Source organism: Trichocoleus sp. FACHB-40 (genome assembly GCF_014695915.1).
Taxonomy (GTDB): Bacteria; Cyanobacteriota; Cyanobacteriia; order Cyanobacteriales; family FACHB-T130; genus Funiculus; species Funiculus sociatus.
Map to the genome: position 1 here is coordinate 93,959 of NZ_JACJPF010000060.1, position 23,882 is coordinate 117,840.

The following is a 23,882-nucleotide window of genomic DNA, read 5'->3' on the forward strand; positions in this document are numbered from 1 at the left end:
CTTAAGCTTTCATCTTTTAGAATCTACGCCCTCGCCTCCTTACCTAGAAGGATTAGGGTAAATAAATGATGCGGTGTAAGTCCTGTCGTTAAGACTTGAAACTTCCTCGTTTTTGGTAAAAGCCGTTATACCATTTTGGATTGGAAATTGGGAATTGGTAATTGATCTTCTCCCCCAGTCCCCAATCCCCAATCCCCAGTCCCCAATCCCTCCCCGACAGATGCTCCGCGTTTTAGGAGCCTAACTATGACGCCAGATCCCAACAATGGTCGCTTACTTGCCAATCGCTATCAACTCGTGGAGTTGGTAGGTAAAGGCGCAATGGGCAGAGTTTATCAAGCCAAAGATATGTTACTGGGAGGTGTCACCGTAGCCGTCAAGTTTCTCTCCCAGACACTGCTGAATCAAAAAATGCGCGATCGCTTCGAGCGAGAAGCCACCATCTGCGCTGTATTAGGAGAACAAAGCATACACATTGTCCGAGTCAGAGATTATGGCGTAGACGAAACCGAAATTCCGTTCTACGTGATGGAATTTCTCCAAGGAGATAGCCTGAGCGACGTTCTCAGAGATCGTCCCCTATCCGTGCCGAGGTTTTTAAATATAACTCGCCAAATTTGTTTAGGTTTAGAGCGCGCTCACCAAGGCATTCTTTTAGATGGCGAACTCTGCCCAATTATTCATCGGGATATTAAGCCGAGCAATATTTCCATCGTTCAAGACACCACTTTAGGTGAATTGGTCAAGATTTTAGATTTTGGCATCGCCAAACTGCTCCAATCAGATAGTTCTCAGACCAACTCATTTATGGGTACTCTGGCGTATTGTTCTCCTGAGCAAATGGAAGGTAGAGAACTCGATAATCGCTCTGATATTTACAGTCTGGGCGTAATGATGTTTGAAATGCTCACAGGTGAAATGCCCTTAATGGCCGAAACTCACTCATTTGGCGGTTGGTACAAAGCCCATCATTTCATACCTCCTAGAACCTTTGAGTCAGTTAACCCGGATTTAAAATTGCCAAAGGCACTAGAAACTTTGGTACTTAGCTGTCTAGCCAAAGCACCAAGCGATCGCCCGCAAACCGCCGCGCAAGTCCTACAAGCATTACAACCTTTAGAACAACGCTTTGGTCAAGGTCGGCAACTTGGTCAGCGCATTGGTGCAGTTTTATCCAAACTACCAGTTGTCGCTGAGCCTAAACCCAAGCATCTACCCTCAGCTGATGAAGTCTGTCGCTTAACTTCCTGGCCCAAAAACAAACCCATTGCAGAAATTGTATTTCCCCATCTGCTTCGCACTAGCCAAGAGAGTTTAGCAACCCTCTGGGTAATGCTGCACAAACAAGAAATTCACAATCGTGTCATCAGCACTCGCTACAACCAGTTTCTGTTTTTGATGTCTCCCCATCCAATGCTGCTGTGGATTACCGCCCTCTACAACCGCGAACTTGGCCCACGTTGGCTCTCTTGCTACCTAGATTTAAAAACCCCAATGGGTCAGCAAATGGTGCGACAGTTAGGCGAAAGCGGGTGCTACCGTATTTTGTTCTTTGCCCTAGAAGAACCCCCTCGCTGTGCCAATGTGATGACTTCCACGATTGCCCCTCTGCAACGTCAAATGCTGCAAGAATGGGCAAATACCAGTCAGACTTTAGTATCAGCAGCCCAACCGCAGATGAGTAAAAGTCTTCTCAAGCAGGAGTTCGAGAAGCTAAAGCCGAAGATTCTGATCAAGCTTGAATCTATTCAAACATCAGATTATTCTTCAGATATCTCAGGATGATAAAAAGTTAAAAATAATTGTAGGTTCGGCCTTTGGTTCTTTGTTACCCAGCACTCAAAAATGCGTTTAGGTTTTAGTTTCGTTACCTCAAACCAACCAACAGTGTTTGAGTTTTTAGCTAAAAGATTGGTGTAAATTAAGCAACTTCCAAATTCCAGACCGGAATATTTTCTTGCTGAAGTGCGTAATTGAACAAACTAATCAAAAAATCTAATCTTGTACTTCAGCAAATAAAATAAGCAGCGGTTTTAACCGTAAACAGTTTTAAAAAATACGCTTTATCGAAACTTGAACTAAAGTTGACGCCCCGGCATCCCCAGCTTCTTTCCTTCTTGGAACAAAGCAAGAGACGGAGGTCGCCTACTGCGACACGGGATGCTCTACTCAAATTGAGCATTTGGCTCTAAGCCCCATTGGTGCTTTAGAAGATGCTTGTATGTCGCTTCGCGCATCATCATTTGTTCGTAGAGCTTGACCAAGAAGTGCTGAGCCTGCTCCCGGCTCATATTCTCCACCTGAGTTTCAAAAGAGCGAATACTGAATTGTTGTTCCAGAGACAGTTGTATAGGCTGGTTCATAGCTAACTCCAACTTTAGAGTGAGTGTGTTGTTTAGTAGATGAAGCACCGAAGTAGTAAGGCTTGACGGGGGCGAACAGGTTTTGTTTCTGCTCTTATTACGAAAGATAACAATTATTTGACAAAATGCCCATCTGTCTTCGTGTGTACTTCTGTTATACCAAAAGAATGAAAATCAGCCCGGAGACTTTAATTCCAGGGCTGATGTAGTTTTATCAAGTTGTCAAAGGCAAAATTGCTCAGTACGAACATATGACTGAGTAAATCTACTCAGTCATATGTGCTGAGCTGTTAGCTCTAGTTATAGGTAGCTGACTAATGACTAATCACCGCTTGAGGAGTCAAGTGCCACAATCACCACGGTGATATTGTCTCTACCCCCTTTATCTTTAGCCGCCTGAACGAGGTTCTCGGCTGCCTTTTCCAAGGAGGGCAATTTAAGGTAAGTCCCAATCAGATTATCCGAAAGTTCTTCGGTGAGTCCGTCACTACACAGCAACAGCTTGTCGTCCGCTTGCACATCCATTGGTTGGATATCAATCTGACGCAAATCCTTACGACCTAGACACTGGGACAAAACGTGACGCCAGGGGTGCATCTTAGCTTGTTCTGGGGTCAATTCCCCTGCTTTCATCGCTCGCGCTACCCAGGTATGATCCTCAGTAATTTGCTCTAGCTTGGAGCTTCGGAGGCGATAAAGGCGAGAGTCCCCAATATGAGCTACCCAGGACTGATTTTCCCGGAAAACCACCACTACGCCCGTCGTACCCATGTCTGAGCGCTCTGGATGATCGTCTTGATCCTGAATTATGGCGTGATTCGCCTCGAAAAAGGCTTTTTCTAATAAAGCTTGAGAAGACTCACTTGAATGCCAATGCTCATTCAAATAGGTATGAATGGCGTGAGTAGCGATTTGACTCGCCTCTTGGCCTCCTGCGTGTCCTCCCATGCCATCAGCAACGATGAAAAATCTCCCATCAGGATCGATGTGGTAATCATCCTGGTTTACGGAACGAACAAGTCCCGGATCGGAGAGGCCCGTGAAGCGACATATCATAAATGATCCGCTGGCATCAGCAACTTTACTTTACAGTAATCAAAACATACGATCAAATCGGTCGAGGCGCATGAGCTGGCGGATCAGGACAAACCCCAGAGCCACTGAAACCAGAATAACTGCCACCGCCAGCCCGACATGACCATTAACGAATAGGATGGTGGCTGACAGGGTGAAAGCACTGATTAGTAAAGTATAGTTGGTTAAGAGCTGAATACTGCTCATCCGCCGCATAATCCGGTCTGATTCTATAGATCGCACCCGAATTCGCAGGTCGCCGCGCTCTAATTTTTCAATCGTATCTTCAATGCGCCGGGGCAAACTCAAAGCTGAACTGCTGACTTGAGCTGCTTGACGCCCCAGTTCATTGAGAAAACTGTTGCGATCGCTTCCATTACTCTCTGTCATAATCTGCATTGCAAAAGGTCTTGCAACCTCCATAAAGTTAAATTCTGGGTCTAAGCCCTTTCCTACACCTTCTAAAGTAGAGAACGCTCGCATCACAAAGGTGAAAGTTGCTGGGAAGCGAAACGGTTGGTCGTAGGCAATTTCATAGAGGTCTTCGCTAATGGCAGCTACTGATTGGTTTTCAAACGGCTTATCCATGAAGTGATCCAGCATATACTGAACCGAGCGCCGTACTGGCCCCATATCGTCTGTTGGCGCTAAAGCCCCCAGTTCGACCAGAGATGTTACTACTCTGTCAGCATCTTTTTGGGCAATGCCAAAAAGCGTTTCCATTAGTTGTTCGCGGATATTGGACTTGATGCGTCCCATCATCCCGAAGTCATAGAAAATCAAGGAACCTTCAGCACTTACTGCTATATTTCCTGGGTGAGGGTCGGCGTGAAAAAACCCGTCGTTGAGGAGTTGTTGCAGGTAAGCTCTTGCGCCCATTTGAGCGAGTTCCTTCCTGTCTAGTCCAGCTGCTTCTAAGGCTTCATAGTGGCTAATTTTAATCCCTGGAATATACTCCAAAGTCACCACCCGTGGAGACGTATACCGCCAGTAAACACGTGGTACTTTTACCCAATCATAGGCGCGAAAGTTACGACGAAATGTATCGGCGTTACTGCCTTCATTTAGGTAATCAATTTCTTCCCAGAGAATTCGGCAGCACTCTTCATAGATTCCCAACCAGTCGCGGCCCCGGCCCCACTCTGGATGATTTTGAAAGAAACGGGCAATTCCTTTGAGGATTTGCAAATCAATGTTAAACAGCTGCCGCAATGCTGGACGCTGTACTTTGACTACGACTTCTTCGCCGCTATGTAGAGTTGCTTTGTGTACTTGCCCCAGACTAGCTGCGGCGAGGGGAATTGGGTCAAAACTTTTGTAAAGCTCTGGGATTTTTTTCCCTAAATCCTTTTCAACAATCGCTACTGCTTGTTCGTAGCTAAAAGCGGGTACTTTATCTTGCAGCTTGGAAAGTTCCTCTACATATTCTGAGGGGAACAAATCGGCTCTGGTAGAGAACAGCTGCCCGACTTTAATGAAAGTCGGGCCCAAATCCAAGAAAGTTTCTCGAATCCAGATTGCTTGCGCTGTGCGTCTTTGGGCTTGTTTTGCCTCGGTGATTCCGCCGGGATAGCTCCAAGATTTGTTGTAGCGCCAGATTCTAAACATGAGGCTTAAAACAAAGCCCCAAATGTCTATAAAGCGGCGTTGGCGGGAATAGCGATCGCTACTCCATCGGTAAGCCTGATCCGTGTGGGCTTTACCGACAGCCCGCTGTTTACTTGTCACAACAGCCGCTTTTGCCTTGGATTTCACAGGGTCACTAGGATAGGCTGACACTCGGATTCCTAAAAACTTGGTTTATTAAAGGTCTTGGCGCACAGAAATGGAGTTTTGAGTTTTGATTTGGATAATTAACAACCAACAAAACTGAATTTTTACTCAGAACACACAGGCGAGATGCCTGTGCTACACATTCACACAGAACGGCTGCGATAGCGTTGTAACTCGGAACGGAAACGAGCAACTTCTGCTCTGAGTTCATCAATTGTCGCTTGCATATCTACAGGCTGGCTACCCTGCGGCACAATGGTTGTAGTGGTTCGCCCCCGCATGACAGTTTCCATTTGAGCGTCCGAGCGTTCGGTGACTTTTATGGTAAATTGCCGTAGAGACTCTCGTTGTTCGGCATCAAATTTACCAATTTCCGAAAAAGCATTGGTTAGAGCGTTCTCTACCTGCTCGTTAACTGCTTCCGCCACTGCTCTGCCAACAAAAAAGGCATGAACTACAGGATTATTCATGGAAAATTTTAATGTGCGTCCGCTACAAATTATAACTTGATTGCTCTCAATACTACCTATAGCTGAGGTTGCAGCTCAGATGGCAGTGTCACTGGAGCAGGTGCCACTGGGATGACAATAGCAGATGGCGGTGATAGCAAGCTATTTTGAGGAGTAGGCTCAGGGATATCTGAGATCGGCCAGTCGTTGCGGGCGGGAAAGGATTGCTCGGTGTGTAGGATAGAAGAACCGGGTGATATGGCGGCATGATAGCGAATTGCCAAGCCAAACCCAGCACCAGCACAGGTAGCGATCGCAGCTGTCATTATTAACGTCTTGGGTGGGGTGAGCTTTGGCGGTTTTAAGTTTGGTAGGGCTGGGGTAATCTTTACCTTACTGAGTTTTGTAGAGAGGCGATGAATTGCCTCTTGAGGTTTAACGTTCGGTAAGGATATTTTCAGTTTGACTGGGGCGATGGGGCGCTTCGTCTTTACTGGAGTTTTTGCTTTTTTCGGGGCTGTGCTGACTTGTGTTTTGTAGGGGCGGGATTTTCCTGCCAATTTTGGGCTTAAATTCCAGTTCACCCCTTTGGTAATATCTTGTTCTTGTTTCTGCTTCTGTGGGGCTGGGGGCTGGGGGCTGGGGGCTGGCTGAGGCAGGACGGGTATTGGGGGAATCTCTGGGATACTGCTAGAAGGCAGCAGGGCTAGCCAATTTTCTACCGTTTGGGGACGAGATTCGGCTTTCATTTCCAAGCCACTCCCAAGGGCAGCGATCGCTTTTTCGCCCAAATTTGGTTGCAACTGTCGCAAATCTGGCAGAGGAATTTTCTCTCTTAACGATGCCGGAATCGGGGGTTCACCTGTCAGCAAGCAATACAGAGTTGCCGCCAAAGCATAAATATCTGTTGCTGGAGTACGCTTTTTCTTGGGAAAATACTGTTCAATTGCGGCATAACCAGGACTCACCAAGCTGGCGTGAGTTTGGATCATTCCTGGTGTAAGCTCTCCGGCAATACCAATTACCAGCACCACATCATCAGTACCCTGACGGCGGATGATGTTTTGCGGTTTGATATCCCGGTGCAGTAAACCTGCTTTGTGGACTAAACTCAGGGCATTGCCAATTTGACGAATATAGTCTATGGCTTTTTCTTCTGGCAGCGGCTTAATATCTGTGATTTCCGCCAGAGTCTGCCCCTCGATGTACTCCATTACGATAAAAGACTGTCGGGACTCTTGAAAAAGGTCGAGAACCCTAACCAGGTGAGGATGCTTGACTTTAGCAAGGCGACGGGCGCTACTCTCAAATTGCTGCCTAAATCGCTCAAAATTGGGATGAGTCCATAGGCTCTCATTGAGGGTTTTGATGACGACCGTTTGCCCTGATTTGGCATGAGTCGCCCGGTAGGTAATCCCAAAGATACCTTGACCCAGAGGGGTGCCTAGTATATATTTGCCGTTCTTCAGGACTGCGCCAGCCGTTAAGTTCATTAAGTAATTGTTACGGTGTTCCCAACTATGCTACCGCCAAGCAAAGCGATTATATATTAAAAATTAAGAATTATAAGTTAAAGGAAGGATTTTTAACTTATAATTACGAGCTTTTAATTTTATCCGACAAATCTACCGGGTTTTGGTGTGGCTTTAAAGTGGATAATACTTTGCGAGGAAACTTTCGGCATCAGCGCGATCGCGTATTTCTCCGTCAAGAGTTGCCGCTAAGAGATGATCCAGCATTTGCTTGAACTCGCGCCCCGGCTTGTAGCCCAATGCCTTCAGGTCGTTACCATTCAACGGCGGCTGTATATGAGCATATTGGGTGAGATATTGCCAAATAAGCCGCCGAATCGGACGCTGACTCTGCACAGCAATTAAAATCAAAGTTGGCAACCCGTATTGCTTCAGCACTCGCGTAATTTCGCTGGGGCGAATGCACGCTGGCAAAGATTCCGCGACATTAGCTTGATCCAGATCCATCTGTTGTAGCCGCTTGATAGTGTCATCGGGTAGCTGGAGATTTTTGGCGACTTTCGGGCGATATTCCGGCGCGAGGTGAGCAATTAAAACTTCCAGCCGCATCTGCCAATGGTCAAGGGTTTTCTCAGGATCGAAGCGACGTAGACACCGCTCTAGTAAACGCACTTGCTTCCACAACTGGTCATCTAGTTCTAGGGTAGAATGCAGGCACTTGAGCGCTTCTAGATCGCCCAGTAACTTTAAAGCCCCTTTCCAGTAGGGAGCCTGTAAGATGTATTTCAGCTCTGCCTTAAGCCGTGTTTGTAGGGCGGGTGCTTTACTATTTTCGATAAGCGATCGCTCGTAAATTCCACTGTCTAACGCATAGCGGATATAGCGTTCCGTCTGGGTTTCAAGCTGAAATCCTAGCCGCACCGCAAACCGCACCGCACGATAAATTCGGGTAGGATCTTCGATAAAACTATTGGCGTGGAGAACGCGAATTTGACGCGCTCGCAAATCCCGCAAACCGCCAAAAAAATCCAACAATTCACCTGCACGAGGTGACGTAAGTCTTACAGCTAAAGCATTGATAGTGAAATCCCGCCGATATAAGTCTTGGCGAATCGAACTAGCCTCAACTTCCGGATTCGCCGCCGGGTAAGGATAAAACTCTGTCCGCGCCGTGGCAATATCCACCCAGAGAGAGTCTAACACTGGATCGAGGTGCCACAACAGCGCCGCAGTTTGAAATTGACCGTGGACTTCCAGACGCGCCTCAGGGTAAGTATTTTGGAGTGCCTTAGCTAGTTCCACACCAGCACCGACATCAGCGGAACGGTGGAAGCCATCAACCACCATGTCGATATCTGACAGCAACAAAGTTTCATCAGGATCGGCTAGTAATAAATCTCGCACGGCACCGCCGACAAGGTATAAATGCCAACCGCGTTTTTGGGCTTGTTCGGACGCTTTGGCGAGGAATTCCCACAGAGGAGGCGCAAGGCGATCGCGTAACTGAGTGCTGAATGATGTAGAGACGCGATATATTGCCTCTTGAGTGTTGAGTGTTTTATTGTACTCAGTCTTCAGTCCTCGTTCCTCAGTCCTACCTTGGTGCAATTGGCGCAAAACATCGGTGCGCGTGACAATTCCCACCAACTGCCCATTTTCTAAAACTGGCAAGCGTCCGACATCGTAAGTCACCATGATGGACTCAATCTCTGGCAGTGAGGTATCCGGGGTAATCGTGTTTAAATTCGTAGTCATGTAGCCTTTGACTGGTGCATGACTAAAGCCGTGATGCAGCGCCAGATCGATATCTCGCCGGGAGATAATTCCTACTAGGGGGATTGGGGATTGGGGATTGGGGATTGGGGTTTCTCCCACTCTTCCACTCTCGTGTTGAGCTTCTACCACACACAGACCAGAATGCCCGTAACGTAATAAAATACGCTGAGCTTGCTCAATTGTGGTGTCAGGGCGAATCGTCCGGACTGGCGATGACATTAATTCTCGCGCCGTGGGTGGCTGGGGAATTTGCGCGATAAGTTCATTTACTAACCGTTCGAGAGTTGCTTGGGGATCGACTCCGCGAGTTGCCACTGATGCAGCTTGAGAATGTCCGCCACCGCCCAACGGTTGGAACAATTCATTGAGATTGGTGCCTTCAATACGCGATCGCCCAATCACAGTCAATCTTTCTTCACCAGGATCTCCTACTGGAAACGTAGCTGCCAGCAACAAAGCATCACTTTCGGTAATATCAATAAGTCGAGAGGCAATGCTTGACAATCCAGGCACAAAATCAGCAGTTTGCAGCAGCACCCAGGAAACTTTATAGTCCTCAACAGTTGATTGCAACTTGTCCAGCGCCGAAGCGAATAATTCCTGCAATTGGGGAGACAAGCCGGGATCGACGTACTGGGCGATTACGGACAAACTTGCCCCTTGTTCCATCAACCAAGCTAATGCGATCGCATCTCTGGCTGTCGTTCCCTCATAAGTCAGCGAACCAGTATCAACGTGAATCCCCAAAGCCATCACCGTCGCTTCTGAGGCGGAAAGCTGAATTTCTGCCTGCTTTAGCTGTTCTACAATTAAAGTCGTCGTGGCTCCTACGCGGTCGATATAGGTGCTAGTGGCGGGAATATCGCTTTCAATGTCTTGGTGATGGTCATAGACGACAACTTCCGCCAAATCTGGTAAATCGAGCCATTCGGCGGCTTTACCAATGCGATCGCGCTTTTGAGTATCCACCACTGTTATCGACCGAATCTGTTCCGGACGAACAGACCGTCTTTCGATCAACGCATACTCATCCCGATGCAATGCCAAAAAATCCCGCACTGCTGGATGACTTCCGCCAGTCAGCACGATTTTCGCTCCCGGAGAAAGGCTCGTTAGCCCCACCGCCGCTGCCAAAGCGTCAAAATCCGCTGTTGTGTGGCACAAAATTAGGTGCATAATCATTACTTAATAGTTAATACTCAATAGTCCTTAGTCATTAGGCATTAGTCCTTAGTCCAGTGGTGTCAACTTAAGCCCTGGCGAATGGAATTCGCGGCTACAAAAACGAAGTCCGTCTGCCTTGGCTAAGGCTCTGATCAAGATTCTTATAACCCGCCTGCGCGGGTTTTGTTTGTATAGCTGCGGTTTCAACCGCCAAGCTAACATTAAGTTGACACCAATAGTCCTTAGTCCTTTCCCAATGACCAATACGTATGTTTCTTTTTTGCATGAGAGCCTTTTGCATGAGAGCCTTTTTTTGATACGGTACTACTAATCGCGGTTAATTTTAGCCAGCCCGTCGCTGTCTTGGGAGAAGAAGAGATGACAATTTTATTTCAGTTGGTACTAGGTGCTTTAGTTTTGTTGTCATTCATTATGGTCATTGGTGTCCCAGTCGCCTATGCCTCACCTCAGAACTGGGATCAATCGAAACGGCTTATTGTCCTCGGTTCTGGTGCCTGGATTGCGTTGGTACTTCTGACCGGGGGCCTGAGCTTTTTTGTAGTTTAAAAGTCACAGTTATTCAGTGGTCAGTGGTCACGGAAACGTTCCAACGCTTACAGATAACTGACGAGTGACCACAGACCACAGACCACAGACCACAGATAAAAAGCTGATATCTAAAAACATGGCAGTTTTCGAGGGAACGTTTACTCAGACTCAATCCCTGCGGTTTGCACTCGTCATTGGTCGCTTTAACGACATGGTGACAACCAAACTGCTAGAGGGTTGCCAAGATTGTCTGAAGCGCCACGGCATTGATGTCAATCCTGAAGGCACTCAAGTTGACTATGTTTGGGTGCCTGGTAGTTTCGAGGTGCCTCTGGTGGCTAACCAGTTGGCGCTCTCGCGCCGATACGATGCCATAATTTGCCTGGGCGCAGTCATCCGGGGTCAAACTCCCCACTTTGATTATGTTGCCTCGGAAGTCTCTAAGGGAATCGCCGCCGCTGGGTTTCAAACTGGGGTGCCGATAATTTTTGGCATCCTGACAGTGGATACTATGCAGCAAGCCTTGGAACGGGCGGGTATCAAAAATAATAATGGCTGGAATTATGCCATGAATGCTATAGAAATGGCGAGTCTAATGCAGCATATCAAAGGCAATGTGGGGGCAGGTGCCTACGGTGACAATGCTGCTCATGTAGTGACAACTCAGGCGCTGCCATCGTCGAACCGCGCGATCGCTGAGTCAACTGTTGAACACAAATCTTCGTCCATATAGCGATCGCTACCAAGAAGACTTAAGGATTGTTCGTCAATGATGTTCGCGAACAATCCGTTTTCAAAATAATGCGATCGCGTCCCTGGTTTTTTGCCTCATAAAGTGCCTCATCCGCCATAGCAATTAAGGTTTCCGGCAAACAATCCTCAGTAGGGATGGCGCTAGAAACACCCAAACTTAGGGTAACGTAGTCCCTCACCTTTGATTGAGCGTGGGGTAGTTTAAGTTGTTGCACCTCCAGGCGAATTGCCTGCGCCACTGCGGTTGCTCCCTGAGCAGAGGTATTAGGCAAGATTGCCGCAAACTCTTCGCCACCATAGCGAGCCACCAAGTCTGCTGGACGCTTAACTGCACGGCTTGCAGCTTTAGCCAACTGTTGCAAGCAATCATCGCCGGACTGATGCCCATAGCAATCGTTGTATCGTTTGAAATAGTCTACATCAAACAAAATTAAGGATAAAGGCTGTTGTTCCCGTGTCGCCCGCTTCCATTCGTGGGAGAGATAGTCATCAAAACGACGACGATTGGCAAGCTGGGTTAAGCCATCTATACTGGCAAGGCGTTCTAATTTCAAGTTTGCCTGTCTGAGAGCCGCTTCTGCTTTTTTGTGCTGAATCATCGAACCAAATTGGGCTGCGACCGCATTCACCAGAGAAAGCGATCGCTCATCCGGTGCCATTTCATGCCTTTGGAAAAACACCAATACTGCCAGAACTTGATACTTGATAGTGCATCCGCACCGCTTTGCGATCGCAATCGGAATTCCCAGCGCACCTTTGAGTCCCGCTTCCGCAGCAATTCGACTACGATGAAAAACCCGATTGTTCTCCCGCGAAACATCTGCTATCCATTCCAGTTGTTGAGAAAGCCAAACCCGTCCGACAAGCCCCTCGCCCAGAGCAAAGCCAAACGTTTCGCTTTGCTGTCGAAATTCATTCAATAGGACATCGCTGGCATACCAAGCGCGACTGTATTCGATTACAGTTCCCTCCTCATTCGGAATCCAAGCTTCCCCAAAATCCCAACCAATAGTTTGACAAACGTTTGCCAAAATCGCTTCTAATGCCTCTTCCACATCAGCAGCTTCACTAATTGCTTGAGTCGTAGTCAACAAAAGTTGCAATTGGGCATTTTGGGCTTGCAACTGTAACTGAAACCGCCGCAAACGCAATTGATTTTCAATCCGTGCCAAAACCTCGACATATTCAAAAGGTTTTGTGATGTAATCCACCCCACCCAACATAAATGCAGTCACTTTATCAAAATTTGCATCCAAAGCACTAATAAAGATCGTCGGGATATCACAAGTTTGCTTGGAAGCTTTTAGGCGCTGGCAAACTTCATATCCATCCATGTCCGGCATCTTAATATCAAGCAAAATCAACTCAGGAGGACTTGAACGCACAGATTCAAGAGCCAGTTTGCCATTAGGAGAAACTCGCACTTTGTACCCGTGACTCGACAAAATTTGAGTTAATAAAGTAATATTTTCAGGGGTATCGTCTACGACTAATATGTTGGCTTTAGATTTAAAATGCTGCCCCTGATTCATAAGTTTTTTATGGTAATAGGTAGTAATAAATAGGTTGGGGAGCCACTCCCGCTGCTGCGTTCCCCACGTTGAGGGGCGTGGCGTTTGAGGAACGAAACCCAACATCATCTAATAAATGGTTGGGTTTCCCTATGGCTCAGCCCAACCTAAGAATTCTATATCTTAGATTAATTATTATTCTAAAGTTACTTTCGACCCAAAAGAAAATAAGTTTTCATTTCCCCTTTACCTTTAATTAGTACAGTACCTCGTTCTTTAAAAATAAATTTTTCCTTTAACCGCTCATAAACTGCTGCTGTTACCTGAGTTTCACCGGGAATACCGTTTGACTCCATACGAGAAGCAACATTAACTGTATCACCCCAGAGATCGTAGCTGAATTTACTCAAACCAATAACCCCAGCTACCACCGGGCGGATATTAATACCAATACGCAGACGAAAATCATCGTTGGCTTGGGCGTTGAATCTAGCAAGAGCAGCTTGCATATCTAGTGCCATTTGCGCGGTTGCTTCAACATGATCTAATCGGGGTATCGGTAGCCCTCCAACTACCATGTAAGCGTCCCCAATTGTTTTAATTTTTTCCAATCCGTGTTGTTTAGATAATAAGTCGAAATCACTAAAAATATGATTAAGAATTTCTACTAATTCGGTGGGACTTTGGTGAGAAGCAAAATCAGTAAAACCTGCTAAATCGGCAAACATGACACTAACATCCGAAAAGCTATCAGCAATTACCTGGTGTTTTTTTTGTAACCGTTCAGCGATAGGCTTTGGCAAGATATTTAATAAGAGTTTTTCGGTTTGTTGTTGGGCTATTTTTCGGGCGGTAATGTCTGAAACTGTTCCTTCGTAGTAGAGTAGCTTTCCCTTAGAGTCACGCACTGCACGAGCATTTTCAGAAATCCAAATAATCTTGCCGTCTTTGCGATTAACTTGAGATTCAAATCCGAGTACAGCATGGTTTGCTTCCATTGCTTCACTAAAATCGCGCCGCCGATTAGGGTCTACATAAAGCTGCTGTTCGACATTTTTGAGACTTGTCATTAAATCTGGCGGAGAGTCGTAGCCATAAATTTTTGCTAGTGCTAGATTGGCACTCAGGTAACGTCCGCAAGGTGTAGTTTGGTAGATACCCTCTACCGCATTTTCAACAATACTGTGATAGCGTTCTTGCGTAATTCGCAGTATCTCTTTAGTTTGCTTGCGTTGAATTAAAGAAGCCAACTGTGTCGCGACTGCGGCTACTAAATTTATAATCCGGGAATTGATGGTCGCAAAATTTTTGTTAAAAAAAATTAAAATCGCTAATACTTCATTATCTAGTATAATAGGAACCCCGAAACTGGATTTTAAGCCAAATTTAACAATTTGAGGATACCGAATAAATAGGTCTTTTTCTATAAAAACATCTTCTATCCACTCTGCTTGTTTTGATGCCCAAATTCTACCTTGAAACCCAACATTGGGAGCAGAAGCCACTGTTAAGCTGTGATTTTTAAACTCAAATAAACTAACCTCGCTACCATACCAAGCTTGGCTGCATTCTAAAACTTTGCTATCATCGGGAATCCAAGCTTCTCCATAATCCCATTGGATTGTCATACACACTAAACGCAAGACAGCTTGCAAAGCTGAGCGAACGTCATCATGGCGACTAATGGCTTGGGTTGTTGCAAGTAAAAGACGAGTTTCAACTTCTGCTTGTCGGCGTGCGTCTAGGTGCTGTTGCAGTAGTGTATTCTGCTCTATCATTTGTAACTGGAGTTCGCGCAGACGTAGTTGATTCTCGATTCGAGCTAAAACTTCTAAAGGCTCAAAAGGTTTTGTAATATAGTCCACTCCGCCAACTGTAAAGGCATTAACCTTATTTATAGCTTCATCTAAAGCACTGATAAAAATTACTGGAATATCACGAGTTTGCTTTGAAGCTTTCAGATGTTGGCAAACTTCATAACCATTCATTTCTGGCATATTGATGTCGAGCAAAATTAGATCGGGAGGATTGCTCTGACAAGAGTTTAGGGCAAACTTTCCACTAAGGGCAACTCTCACTTTATAGCCATTTTTAGATAAAATTTGAGTTAACAGTTTTAAATTGACTTGGTTATCATCTACTACTAAAAGATTACCTTTAGATGTAATAGCCTCTGTTGATTTCATGTTTTACCCCCAGGTTGAAGTAAAGTTAATAATTGATCAAATTGATATTGGTTTGCTAAAGAAAGTAGAGCATTTGCCAAAACTTCATTTTGTAGATGCACTTGTTCCAAGAGTGCCGTAATTTGTTCCAAGTCTCCCTCAACGATCGCCTGACGCAACCTCGCCAATAAATCTTTAGACAAAACGGCGATATCGGCGGCACTCAACGCTAACGGCTTGGCTGAAATTGCATTGGGTACAGCAGTTGATTCCTCATAAATAAAGGATACGCCTAAATGTTTGTGTAGAGACTCAAATATCTCTTCTTCTTGGAAAGGTTTGCGGATAAAATCATCGCATCCCGCTTCTAAAACAGCCGCTTCCTCAAATTCCAAGGCACTAGCAGTTAGGGCAATAATAACTGTACGGTGATTGGACGGGAATTGGGAATTGGGAAATCTTCCTTCCCTTGTCCCCAGTCTTTTTTGCCTAGCTTGAATGCGTCGAGTCGCTTCATAACCATCCATCACTGGCATTCGCATATCCATCAAAATTAAGTGAGGTTGCCACCTTTCCCAAATTTCTAATGCTTCGGAACCATTGTTTGCTGTTTGCAGTTCAAAGCTCAGGAAATTGAGGAGTTTAATCAACAATTGACGATTATAATCATTGTCATCTACAACGAGTATTCTATAGCAAGGTTGGTTGGGGGCTACGGCAATGACGCGGCGGCTTTGGTGCTGGTTTTCAACCTCGCTTGGGGCAACAATGCCCGCTGAAATGTCAAATTTAAACGTTGTACCTTGTATAGGTCTAGTAGTTTTGTTTTCTTTCGATTTATGCGGAAATTGCTGGATTGTGGAAGCGGGAGATAAGGCGGAATTTTTATTAGAAATTGAAATATTGAGTTCCCAGTCAGCCAAACTGGGAGTAAAGGCTTTGCCGCGACTGATGACGGTCATTTCACCTCCCATTAAGCGAATGAATTGGTAGCTGATACTTAATCCTAAGCCTGTCCCTTCCTGAACTTGTTGACCGGATACGGTTTGCACGAAGGGTTGAAATAGATTGTGGAATTCATCGGCAGCAATACCAACTCCTGTGTCTGAAATTTCAAAGGTGATTAGGGCTTGGGAAGAAGAGTTTTGAGAATTCAAAATTGAGAAATCAGAACTATTCTCAGCCTCCAAGTTTACTCTGAGTGACACACTTCCGTGGGCGGTGAATTTAACAGCATTACTGAGCAGGTTAATCAGCACTTGCCGCAATTTTACTTCATCAGTACGAATATGTTGGGGGACATCAGAGGCAAGTTCAAATATTAACTGTAAGCCTTTATCTTTGGCTTTTAGAGAAAACATATTTTCGACATCAGCTAGTAAGCGGTAGAGGTCGAAGTTACTTTCATTAAGCGCCATGCGTCCGGCTTCAATCTTGGAGAGATCAAGCACTTGGTTGATCAGGGTGAGTAGATGTTCGCCGCTACGATGAATGATGCCGAGATTTTCTTGTTGTTCGGTAGAGAGATTTGTGGAGCGATTTAGCAGTTGGGAGAAGCCGAGAATGGCGTTGAGGGGGGTTCGCAATTCGTGGCTCATGTTGGCTAGGAAGCTGCTTTTAGCGCGGTTGGCGGCTTCGGCAGCATCATGAGCTAGTTGAAGTTCTTGTTGTACTCGTTTGCGATCGCTAATGTCTCGGCCTTCTGAGATGAGTAGTGTCACCTCTCCGGCTTCGTCGAGTATGGGACGGAGTGAAAAATCGATAGCAAGAACCCGATCCTCTCGGCCCAAAACGTCAACTTCATAACGAATAAACTCACCTTTTGCAGCTTGGGCGATCGCTACTTTTAATTGTGCTTGCGTTTCCGGGGAAATTGTCCACCATCTTGCTTCCCAGAACGGCTTACCGACAACATCCGATCGGATAGCGCCCGCAAAATCCAAGGCTGTTTGGTTGGCTTCCAAAAGAATTCCATCCGGTTGAAGCAGCCCCACAAACTGAAAAGCTTGATCGAAGATAGCACGAAATCTTTTTTCGCTTTCGCTCAGTGCTTCTTCTACTTGTTTGCGATCGTTAATATCCCGTCCTACTGCTTGGTATTCAACAATGTGACCAAAGTCATCAAATATTGCCCGGTTGATCCACTGCGTCCAACGCACCTCCCCGCGAGCAATCACCCGATTTTCATTGGTGACGACGGGATTTTCCTTACTGACGCAATTCATCATTTGAGCCACATATTCGCGGTCTTGTTCAAACACAACAGGTTCGTAGTGATTGTTAATGAGTTCTTCCCGTGTTATCCCAAAAAACCGACAGAAGGCTTCATTGACAAAGCTTACCGTGCCGTCTGGCAATAACCGGACAATCAGTTCCGTCTGCTGTTCGAGGATAGCGCGATAACGGGCTTCTGATTGCCGCAATGCCGCTTCCGTTTGTTTTATTTCGGTAATATCTGTGGAAATCCCGCAGATGGCATAAATACTGCCGTCGTGATGTTTAAGGGGAACTTTTACAGCCAAAAAGTGACGCTCTTTGTTGTTAACAACACCGACTTCATCAAAACGAAGTACAACACCACTTTCAATAACCTGCCTATCATTCTGTCTGATTGATTGGGCCATCTCTTTTGAGTAGAATTGGAAATCATTTGTCCCGATAATTTCTGCTTCGGGAATGCCAAATAACTCTACGCATAAACGATTGGCGTAGATGTAGTTGCTGTTTAAATCTTTGATGTAAATAGATGCACCAACATTTTCTATAATTGCCGATAGTTTTTGTTTACTGTTTTGTAATGACAATTCTATCTGCTTGCGTTCGGCAATTTCTTGCTGTAATTGTGCATTGGCTTGGGCTAGTTGAGCCGTGCGTTCAGCAACCTGGAGTTCTAGAGTTAGGTTGTAATCGGCTAAGAGTTGTTCTGCCTGTTTGCGAGAGGTGATATCAATGAGCAAACCATCCCAGACGATATCGCCATTGGGCTGCCGTTCGGGGCGGGAGGAGCCTTGTACCAACTTGAGGCGACCGGAGGGAGTAATAATGCGATACTCCATTAACCAAGGCTGTAGGGTCTGCGCTGACACCGTAATGCTTTCTAATAGAGGCGCGATATCATCAGGATGGACGATATCAAACACAAGTCGGGCATCCTGCACCAGAGCCTCTGGTTTTTGTTCGTAGAGTTCCTCAGTGCCTGGGCTGGCATAGGTAAATTCGTGTGTTTTGTCAGGATGCAGCACGTAGCGATAAATAACACCAGGTAAATTCTCTGCAAGGCGACGGAACTTGGCTTCGCTTTCTTGCAGGGCAGCTTCTACCTGTTTGCGCTCCGTAATATCGGTGATAGTTCCTATGTAACTAATGACATTGCCATCAGCATCTTTTTGGGCGATCGCTTGCCCAAATACCCAGAGAACGCTGCCATCCGGTCGCGCAAAGCGGTACTCGCATTTAAAGGGGATATCTCGCTGTACCAAGTTATACCAAGTAGCGATGACGCGATCGCGATCGCCGGGGTGTAGATTCTTCGCCCAACCCGCCCCAAAAGCTTCTTCTTGAGAAACTCCGATCATTTCAAAACTGCGCTCATTCCCATACAGGCAATTGCCTTGGGCATCGTGGCGAAAAATTCCGACAGGGGCTGCTTTTGCTAAAGCAGCATAGCGTTGTTCGCTTTCTTGCAGTGCTTTTTGGGCTTGTTTGCGATCACTAATATCGTGAAAAGCGGTAATGGCGTAGGCAACATTCCCCTGACTATCAAATACCGGAACTGTTCGCATCTCCAAAGCGATCGCCATTCCATCTCGACGAATTTCCATATCATCCACCATGACCGCTTCTCCCTGAAGCGATCGGACGCAGGGGAGGCGCTCGCCCGGATAAAGTTGGTCAGTTCCCGCAAGATAAACTTGATAGATAGCAGAGCGATTTTCCTGTCTCGTGTCGAAAATTATATCTGTACCCAATAGCTGCTTTCCCATCTGATTTGTATAGGAAATGCCATCCCGATTGATCACAGCAACTCCAACAGGTAACGCCTCCAACAGTTGATTTATTCGCTGCTCGCTCTTCTCCAGTGCCTCATTTAAGCTTTTCATCTCTGTAAAAGATACTTGCAGTTCTTTCGCCATTTGATTGAAAGACTTGGCAAGTTCGCCAACTTCATCAGAACGGTCAATTTCAACCGTTTTATCCCACTCTCCTTTCGCAACTTTCTTGGCGGCATTATTCAGCCTAAGAATCGGTTTAGTCACCCAAGAGGCAGTTTTCATGCTTATGACTATAGAGCCAATTAAAGCCAAAATACAAAACAGAATAGTTTTGTGGTTATTGGTGTTTATTTGCCCCATAAAATCCGCTTCTGGAACAACGGCTACTATGAACCAATTTAAGCCAAAATCATCTTTCCAGGGGGTTACACGCACAAATTGGCGTTGGTTGTTTTCTTTGATTTGCAGCTGTTGAGTATTTTTAATCTGGTCGAAACTACCCAATTGTTTTGTTAAATAGCGAACGGTTGCCCGCATCAGCGGATCTTTGCTCGCCGATACTGGAATTCGTTGTACTTGCCCATTAACTACGGTGTAGTTTGCCTGATTACTTGAACTAGCTACTAATAATCCATTTGGTTCTAAAATGAATATCTTGCCGGAGCGACTAATACTTAAACGCTGCAAAAACATATTAATATCGTTTAAGTACAAATCAACAGCAGTCACCCCGCTTAACTTACCAGATTGGTTAGAAAATGGCATTGCTGCCGTAATGGTCAGTCCTTTGTTTGCCTCCCCAATAAAGGCATAAATTTCGCTCCACGTTGCTTTACCTTTTTGGACAGCTGCTTTATACCAAGGGCGACGGCGCGGATCGTAGTTGGGAACAACATTTAATTGTTTGGTGCGGTTTCCTTGGTTGTCTGTGCCGTAAGAAACATAACTACCGTTGGTTGTACTGTCGGTTACTTCGATAATGTAGGAAAGCGTGCCATCTCGCCTAACTGGGCCTGCACCGATAAACTTGCCTTGTTCGTTACCTGTATAAATAAAACTAACGGAATTAAATGTCTTAATTCGTTTGAGAAAATAAGCGTCCAAACCTTGCAAGTTCTGGGAGTCTAGGTTGATTTTTCCTAATTCCAAGTCATCGGCAACGACTTGTGCAACTTTTTGGGGAAGCTCAGTATAAGATTCAAGGTGTTGCCCAGTGCGATCGCTCACCTGGTTCATCAACTGATTGGCAAGATCATTCACCGCCTGTTGCCCATTTTTAAATGAGAAATAAGCGACCAATCCCACTGTGGCGGAGATTTGGACAATGAAGGGAACAATCAGAACCGTTTGCAGGGGGAGTTTTCCTACGACCTTGGTGACAGACCAATTTAGCCGTTTGAGTAACATAGTGCCTTTTATTTTTTCAGTTGGTAGCTCATGCCCCTGAAAATGAAGGAAGTTCTAATTTAACTTCACATCTGGGTTCTGTAATCTCGGAGAGCAAACCTATTGCAGGCTAGATCGCCTTATCGGTCGCTGTTTTTCTGGGATAAATTTGCCCAGTGCGATCGCATCCACAGACAGCCAAGCTAGCTGTCTGGTTGAGGTAATAGACCTTACTATTGGAATTGCAAATCCTACCCTAGAGAGTATTGAATGTCAACTACCTTTGGTGGGATAATATCTTATTCAAGTTAACATTTTTATCAAAGAGGTTTCCAGTAGGGCTACCCAAAACAAAAAACACTGTAAAATTCTTCGCCCAAAAGGTAAAAAACAGTTGACAAATTCCGAGAATTTTGCGAACCTAAATAAAGAGCAAATTTTTGCGGGTATAGCTCAGTGGTAGAGCGTCACCTTGCCAAGGTGAATGTCGCGCGTTCGAATCGCGTTACCCGCTTTTTATAGTTAAAATAATAGCGGAAGCTGTGACAGGTTAAAAGTAGAGCTGCAAATCTTAGTATTTACGAGCCGTGACCTGTTTATACCAAGGTTCTCAGTGTTAAAATTCGCCTAAGTAGTATGTGACTTAAAGCGAATTTAGTAGAACCTTCCTCCAAAGGCAGTTGTTAGGTGTCTACGGAATCAACCGCTTGGATGAACCTGCTGCACAAACATACTTTAGGTAAGTGTTAAAAATTTTTGTTTAATTAGCGCTTGTGCCATCTCAGAAAGATCAGAAAATAGACTTAAATATCGATTATCCGTGTCCGTGCCGAAGGCGGGGGCGGCTGGTACCCATTACACTAACAGAAGCATTTGGCTGCGATCGCTGTCAGCAAATCTTCGTAGTAGAAGAAAATGGGTATGTAATTGAGCAACTTTCCACAAGCTATCCTTACAAGCGAAGTTGGCGGTGGAGCGGTCATCGCTGGAGTACCGCCCATCCCAGCCTGGGGGACAGCTACATACCGATGTCTTTAGGCATCATTGTGGTGGTGCTGATCGCCGGGCTTTTCTTAGCTCAGATTTCACCACAAGCGCCACAAAGTATCATAATTGTTCTATTTGCAATGGTGAGCGTGCTGGCGCTACTGCTGCCGGCGCTGATGATCTGGCTGACTCACCGTCGTTAGCGCAATGACTAACATTTTTAGATTGGCACCTGATCCGATTACTGCCGTTCGCCGCGCTTATGAAGCTTCCCTGGAATTAGCAACCACCAGGGGGGTAGACCGCAGTCGTGCTGTGGGAGCAATGGCGAAGGCGCTCTCCAAATCCCTAGACGATATTCTGGAAGCGAACACGCTGGATCTGGAAGCTAGTCGGGAAATGGCAGTACCAGAAATGATTTTAGATTGGCTGAAGCTGACACCGGAACGGCTTACTAGCACTATCCAAATTTTGCAACAGTTAGGCGAGTTGTCCGACCCGATCCGGCGGGTGATGAATGCGACTTATCAGCTGGAACACTCCCAGACTTACTCTCAGCTGATGCCCTTGGGGGTGATAGCTTTAATTTACGAAGCGTTTCCGGCGCTGGGTGCGATCGCAGCCGGGATGTGTCTGAAAACTGGCAACAGCTTGATTCTTAGAGGCGGTAGCGAAGCCAGTCACTCAAACGCAGTCATTGTCGAAGTTTTACAGACTAGCTTAGAACAAGCTGGTTTGCCACCGGGATGTCTGGAGTTACTACCTTCAGATCAAGGTGCTTCCATCCGAGATTTAGTGACTCAAGACCGATATTTGAATTTAGTCATTCCCTACGGTCGCCCCAGTTTAGTGCAGAAAGTGGTGCAAATGTCAACTGCACCAGTCTTAAAATCTGCTATGGGCAACTGCTACTTATATTGGTCGCCTAGTGGCAGCTTAGACACGATCCGAAACGTAATCATAGACAGCCATCAGAGTGAACCTGACCCGGTGAATGCGATTGAGAAAGTGCTGATTCATACCCATTGCAAGCCCTCATCTCTGACAACGCTTTGGAACAGCTTGAAGGAAAAAGGGTTTCAACTCAGGGGAGATGAGGAAATAGTAGCAAAGTTTCCCGATCTGAAACTAGCTCTAGAATCAGAATGGAGTGAAGCTTATCTCAACAAGACGGTGGCGTTCAAAGTAGTGGATAGTATTGAGAGCGCCATCATTTGGATTAATCAATACAGCAGTGGTCACGCTGACTGCTTGGTTTCCGAATCTTACCAGGAAAGCCGCCAATTTGCCTTGGGGATAAATAGTGCCTCTGTTTACCTGAACTCTTCGCCAAGATTTTCTCGCAACCCAAAACGGGGAGACTCCCTGTTTCTGGGAATGTCTAACCAAAAAGGACACCGCCGAGGGCCAATTAGCTTGGAGACATTTACAACGGTTAAACACGTTGTGCAGGGACATAGTTAATGGCTAATGGCTAATTATTCAACCATTAGCCATTAGCCATTATTGTTCTTTGCCGACGAGTTTTACCTTAGAGGCAAGACCTAAAGATTGCAGGAATTGAATCGTCATCCAAGTTAAGTCAATTTCCCACCATTTCATCCCGTGACGAGCAGAATATTGATAAGCGTGGTGGTTGTTGTGCCAGCCTTCGCCGTAGGTGAGTAACGCCACCCACCAACAATTAGTAGAGCGATCGCTAGAATCGTAAGTGCGATAACCAAACTTATGCGTTGCACTGTTGACAAACCAAGTGCAGTGAAACACTGCCACTAGGCGGACAAAAATGCCCCAAACCACAAACGGCCAGCCACCCAGTAAGTAGAGAACAACCCCCAAAGCGATTTGGATTGGGAAAAAATACTTTTGTAAAAACTGATAAACCGGGTCATCAGCAATATCTTTGGTAAAGCGAGGGATTTCCTTATCCGCTGGGACGTGATACAACCAGCAAGCCATGTGACTCCACCAAAAGCCCAAATTGGAATCATGGGGATCTTGTTCCTGATCCGAGTGCAGATGGTGCATCCGGTGCAAGCCCACCCAATCAATCACCCCTCCTTGGCAGGTTAGGGAACCGCAGAAAATAAGAAAATATTCCAGCCACTTAGGGACTTGAAAACTGCGGTGAGTCACAAGACGATGGAATCCGAGGGTAATTCCTAGGCCACCAGTCACCCAGTGAAGAAAGACAGCCACACCTACTGCTGCCCAGCTAAAATTACTCGGCAGTAAAGCAAAAAGCGCTGCTATGTGAATCACTGCCATAAAGATGATGACAGTCCACTTAGGGCGTAGGGGTAAGGCTTCCCTTACCTGTTCTTGGTCATTAGTTGTCGCAACAGTCATGCACTAACCTTAAAACGAATTTTACAGCCCCATCTGCTATCCAGATTTGGGATTTTGGTTTGATTTCCTAGTAGGGACAAGGCTAGAGCCTTGTCCTTACGCCTGGGAAAGCAGATTTT

At 45.9% G+C, this 23,882-nt stretch carries 15 protein-coding genes and 1 tRNA gene; 6 read left to right on the plus strand and 10 right to left on the minus strand.

Annotated elements, in window-relative coordinates; genetic code table 11:
* Positions 1-246: 246 nt before the first annotated feature.
* Positions 247-1,785: a serine/threonine-protein kinase gene (locus tag H6F63_RS14070; protein WP_190638239.1), complete on the plus strand. Its 1,539-nt coding sequence runs from the start codon at positions 247-249 to the stop codon at positions 1,783-1,785.
* Positions 1,786-2,165: 380 nt separating this feature from the next.
* On the opposite strand, the gene H6F63_RS14075 is transcribed toward H6F63_RS14070, so the two are convergent.
* The 6 genes from H6F63_RS14075 to H6F63_RS14100 all read right to left on the minus strand — a co-directional run bounded on the left by H6F63_RS14075 (position 2,166) and on the right by H6F63_RS14100 (position 10,083).
* Positions 2,166-2,363 carry an NblA/ycf18 family protein gene (locus tag H6F63_RS14075; protein WP_190422536.1) on the minus strand — a complete coding sequence of 66 codons (198 nt, stop codon included), beginning with the start codon at positions 2,361-2,363 and terminating at the stop codon, positions 2,166-2,168.
* Between the two features lie 321 nt (positions 2,364-2,684).
* A complete protein-coding gene (locus H6F63_RS14080; RefSeq protein WP_190638240.1) occupies positions 2,685-3,419 on the minus strand; it encodes a Stp1/IreP family PP2C-type Ser/Thr phosphatase in 735 nt (244 codons plus the stop codon).
* A gap of 39 nt (positions 3,420-3,458) precedes the next feature.
* Positions 3,459-5,192 (minus strand): AarF/UbiB family protein, encoded by a 1,734-nt coding sequence (locus H6F63_RS14085; RefSeq protein WP_190638242.1) that lies wholly within the window; start codon positions 5,190-5,192, stop codon positions 3,459-3,461.
* 161 nt (positions 5,193-5,353) lie between these two features.
* Complete coding sequence (locus H6F63_RS14090; RefSeq protein WP_190638244.1) at positions 5,354-5,680, minus strand: DUF6825 family protein; 327 nt, start codon at positions 5,678-5,680, stop codon at positions 5,354-5,356.
* A 56-nt stretch (positions 5,681-5,736) separates the two neighbouring features.
* On the minus strand, positions 5,737-7,152 hold the full coding sequence (locus H6F63_RS14095) for a serine/threonine-protein kinase (protein ID WP_190638246.1): 1,416 nt from the start codon (positions 7,150-7,152) through the stop codon (positions 5,737-5,739).
* A 153-nt stretch (positions 7,153-7,305) separates the two neighbouring features.
* Positions 7,306-10,083, minus strand: coding sequence for a CBS domain-containing protein (locus H6F63_RS14100; protein WP_190638286.1), 2,778 nt, complete (start codon positions 10,081-10,083; stop codon positions 7,306-7,308).
* Positions 10,084-10,449: 366 nt separating this feature from the next.
* Here H6F63_RS14100 and psbZ point away from each other — a divergent pair, with 366 nt between their 5' ends.
* Together psbZ and ribH are read left to right on the plus strand one after the other, a co-directional pair.
* Entirely contained in the window at positions 10,450-10,638 is a 189-nt protein-coding gene (psbZ, locus tag H6F63_RS14105; RefSeq protein WP_190422543.1) for a photosystem II reaction center protein PsbZ, read from the plus strand.
* A gap of 118 nt (positions 10,639-10,756) precedes the next feature.
* The gene (ribH, locus tag H6F63_RS14110; RefSeq protein WP_190638287.1) at positions 10,757-11,353 is read left to right on the plus strand and encodes a 6,7-dimethyl-8-ribityllumazine synthase; all 597 of its coding nucleotides are present in this window, start codon (positions 10,757-10,759) and stop codon (positions 11,351-11,353) included.
* A gap of 19 nt (positions 11,354-11,372) precedes the next feature.
* Here the strand turns inward: ribH and H6F63_RS30060 are convergent, their stop codons facing one another.
* From H6F63_RS30060 to H6F63_RS14125, 3 genes are all read right to left on the minus strand, one after another.
* Entirely contained in the window at positions 11,373-13,013 is a 1,641-nt protein-coding gene (locus H6F63_RS30060) for a diguanylate cyclase (protein ID WP_242019778.1), read from the minus strand.
* A 77-nt stretch (positions 13,014-13,090) separates the two neighbouring features.
* The gene (locus H6F63_RS29630; RefSeq protein WP_190638248.1) at positions 13,091-15,070 is read right to left on the minus strand and encodes an adenylate/guanylate cyclase domain-containing protein; all 1,980 of its coding nucleotides are present in this window, start codon (positions 15,068-15,070) and stop codon (positions 13,091-13,093) included.
* Positions 15,067-20,448, minus strand: coding sequence for a PAS domain S-box protein (locus H6F63_RS14125; protein WP_190638250.1), 5,382 nt, complete (start codon positions 20,446-20,448; stop codon positions 15,067-15,069). The genes H6F63_RS29630 and H6F63_RS14125 overlap by 4 nt, the downstream gene beginning before the upstream one ends.
* Positions 20,449-20,869: 421 nt before the next feature.
* Between H6F63_RS14125 and H6F63_RS14130 the strand changes: the two genes are divergently transcribed.
* The 3 genes from H6F63_RS14130 (at position 20,870) to H6F63_RS14140 (ending at position 22,878) form a co-directional block, all read left to right on the plus strand.
* A tRNA-Gly gene (locus tag H6F63_RS14130) sits at positions 20,870-20,941 on the plus strand.
* Positions 20,942-21,200: 259 nt separating this feature from the next.
* Complete coding sequence (locus H6F63_RS14135; protein WP_190422557.1) at positions 21,201-21,617, plus strand: hypothetical protein; 417 nt, start codon at positions 21,201-21,203, stop codon at positions 21,615-21,617.
* A 4-nt stretch (positions 21,618-21,621) separates the two neighbouring features.
* A complete protein-coding gene (locus H6F63_RS14140) occupies positions 21,622-22,878 on the plus strand; it encodes a glutamate-5-semialdehyde dehydrogenase (RefSeq protein ID WP_190638252.1) in 1,257 nt (418 codons plus the stop codon).
* A 39-nt stretch (positions 22,879-22,917) separates the two neighbouring features.
* Here the strand turns inward: H6F63_RS14140 and H6F63_RS14145 are convergent, their stop codons facing one another.
* A complete protein-coding gene (locus H6F63_RS14145; protein WP_190422561.1) occupies positions 22,918-23,763 on the minus strand; it encodes an acyl-CoA desaturase in 846 nt (281 codons plus the stop codon).
* Positions 23,764-23,882 lie beyond the last annotated feature (119 nt).

What these genes read in the sequence shown, in the direction of transcription:
- H6F63_RS14070 (WP_190638239.1), top strand. Translation starts at nt 247, where the DNA reads ATGACGCCAGATCCCAACAATGGTCGCTTACTTGCCAATCGCTATCAA.
- H6F63_RS14075 (WP_190422536.1), bottom strand. Translation starts at nt 2,363, where the DNA reads ATGAACCAGCCTATACAACTGTCTCTGGAACAACAATTCAGTATTCGC.
- H6F63_RS14080 (WP_190638240.1), bottom strand. Translation starts at nt 3,419, where the DNA reads ATGATATGTCGCTTCACGGGCCTCTCCGATCCGGGACTTGTTCGTTCC.
- H6F63_RS14090 (WP_190638244.1), bottom strand. Translation starts at nt 5,680, where the DNA reads ATGAATAATCCTGTAGTTCATGCCTTTTTTGTTGGCAGAGCAGTGGCG.
- H6F63_RS14095 (WP_190638246.1), bottom strand. Translation starts at nt 7,152, where the DNA reads ATGAACTTAACGGCTGGCGCAGTCCTGAAGAACGGCAAATATATACTA.
- H6F63_RS14100 (WP_190638286.1), bottom strand. Translation starts at nt 10,083, where the DNA reads ATGCACCTAATTTTGTGCCACACAACAGCGGATTTTGACGCTTTGGCA.
- psbZ (WP_190422543.1), top strand. Translation starts at nt 10,450, where the DNA reads ATGACAATTTTATTTCAGTTGGTACTAGGTGCTTTAGTTTTGTTGTCA.
- ribH (WP_190638287.1), top strand. Translation starts at nt 10,757, where the DNA reads ATGGCAGTTTTCGAGGGAACGTTTACTCAGACTCAATCCCTGCGGTTT.
- H6F63_RS30060 (WP_242019778.1), bottom strand. Translation starts at nt 13,013, where the DNA reads ATGATGTTGGGTTTCGTTCCTCAAACGCCACGCCCCTCAACGTGGGGA.
- H6F63_RS29630 (WP_190638248.1), bottom strand. Translation starts at nt 15,070, where the DNA reads ATGAAATCAACAGAGGCTATTACATCTAAAGGTAATCTTTTAGTAGTA.
- H6F63_RS14125 (WP_190638250.1), bottom strand. Translation starts at nt 20,448, where the DNA reads ATGTTACTCAAACGGCTAAATTGGTCTGTCACCAAGGTCGTAGGAAAA.
- H6F63_RS14140 (WP_190638252.1), top strand. Translation starts at nt 21,622, where the DNA reads ATGACTAACATTTTTAGATTGGCACCTGATCCGATTACTGCCGTTCGC.
- H6F63_RS14145 (WP_190422561.1), bottom strand. Translation starts at nt 23,763, where the DNA reads ATGACTGTTGCGACAACTAATGACCAAGAACAGGTAAGGGAAGCCTTA.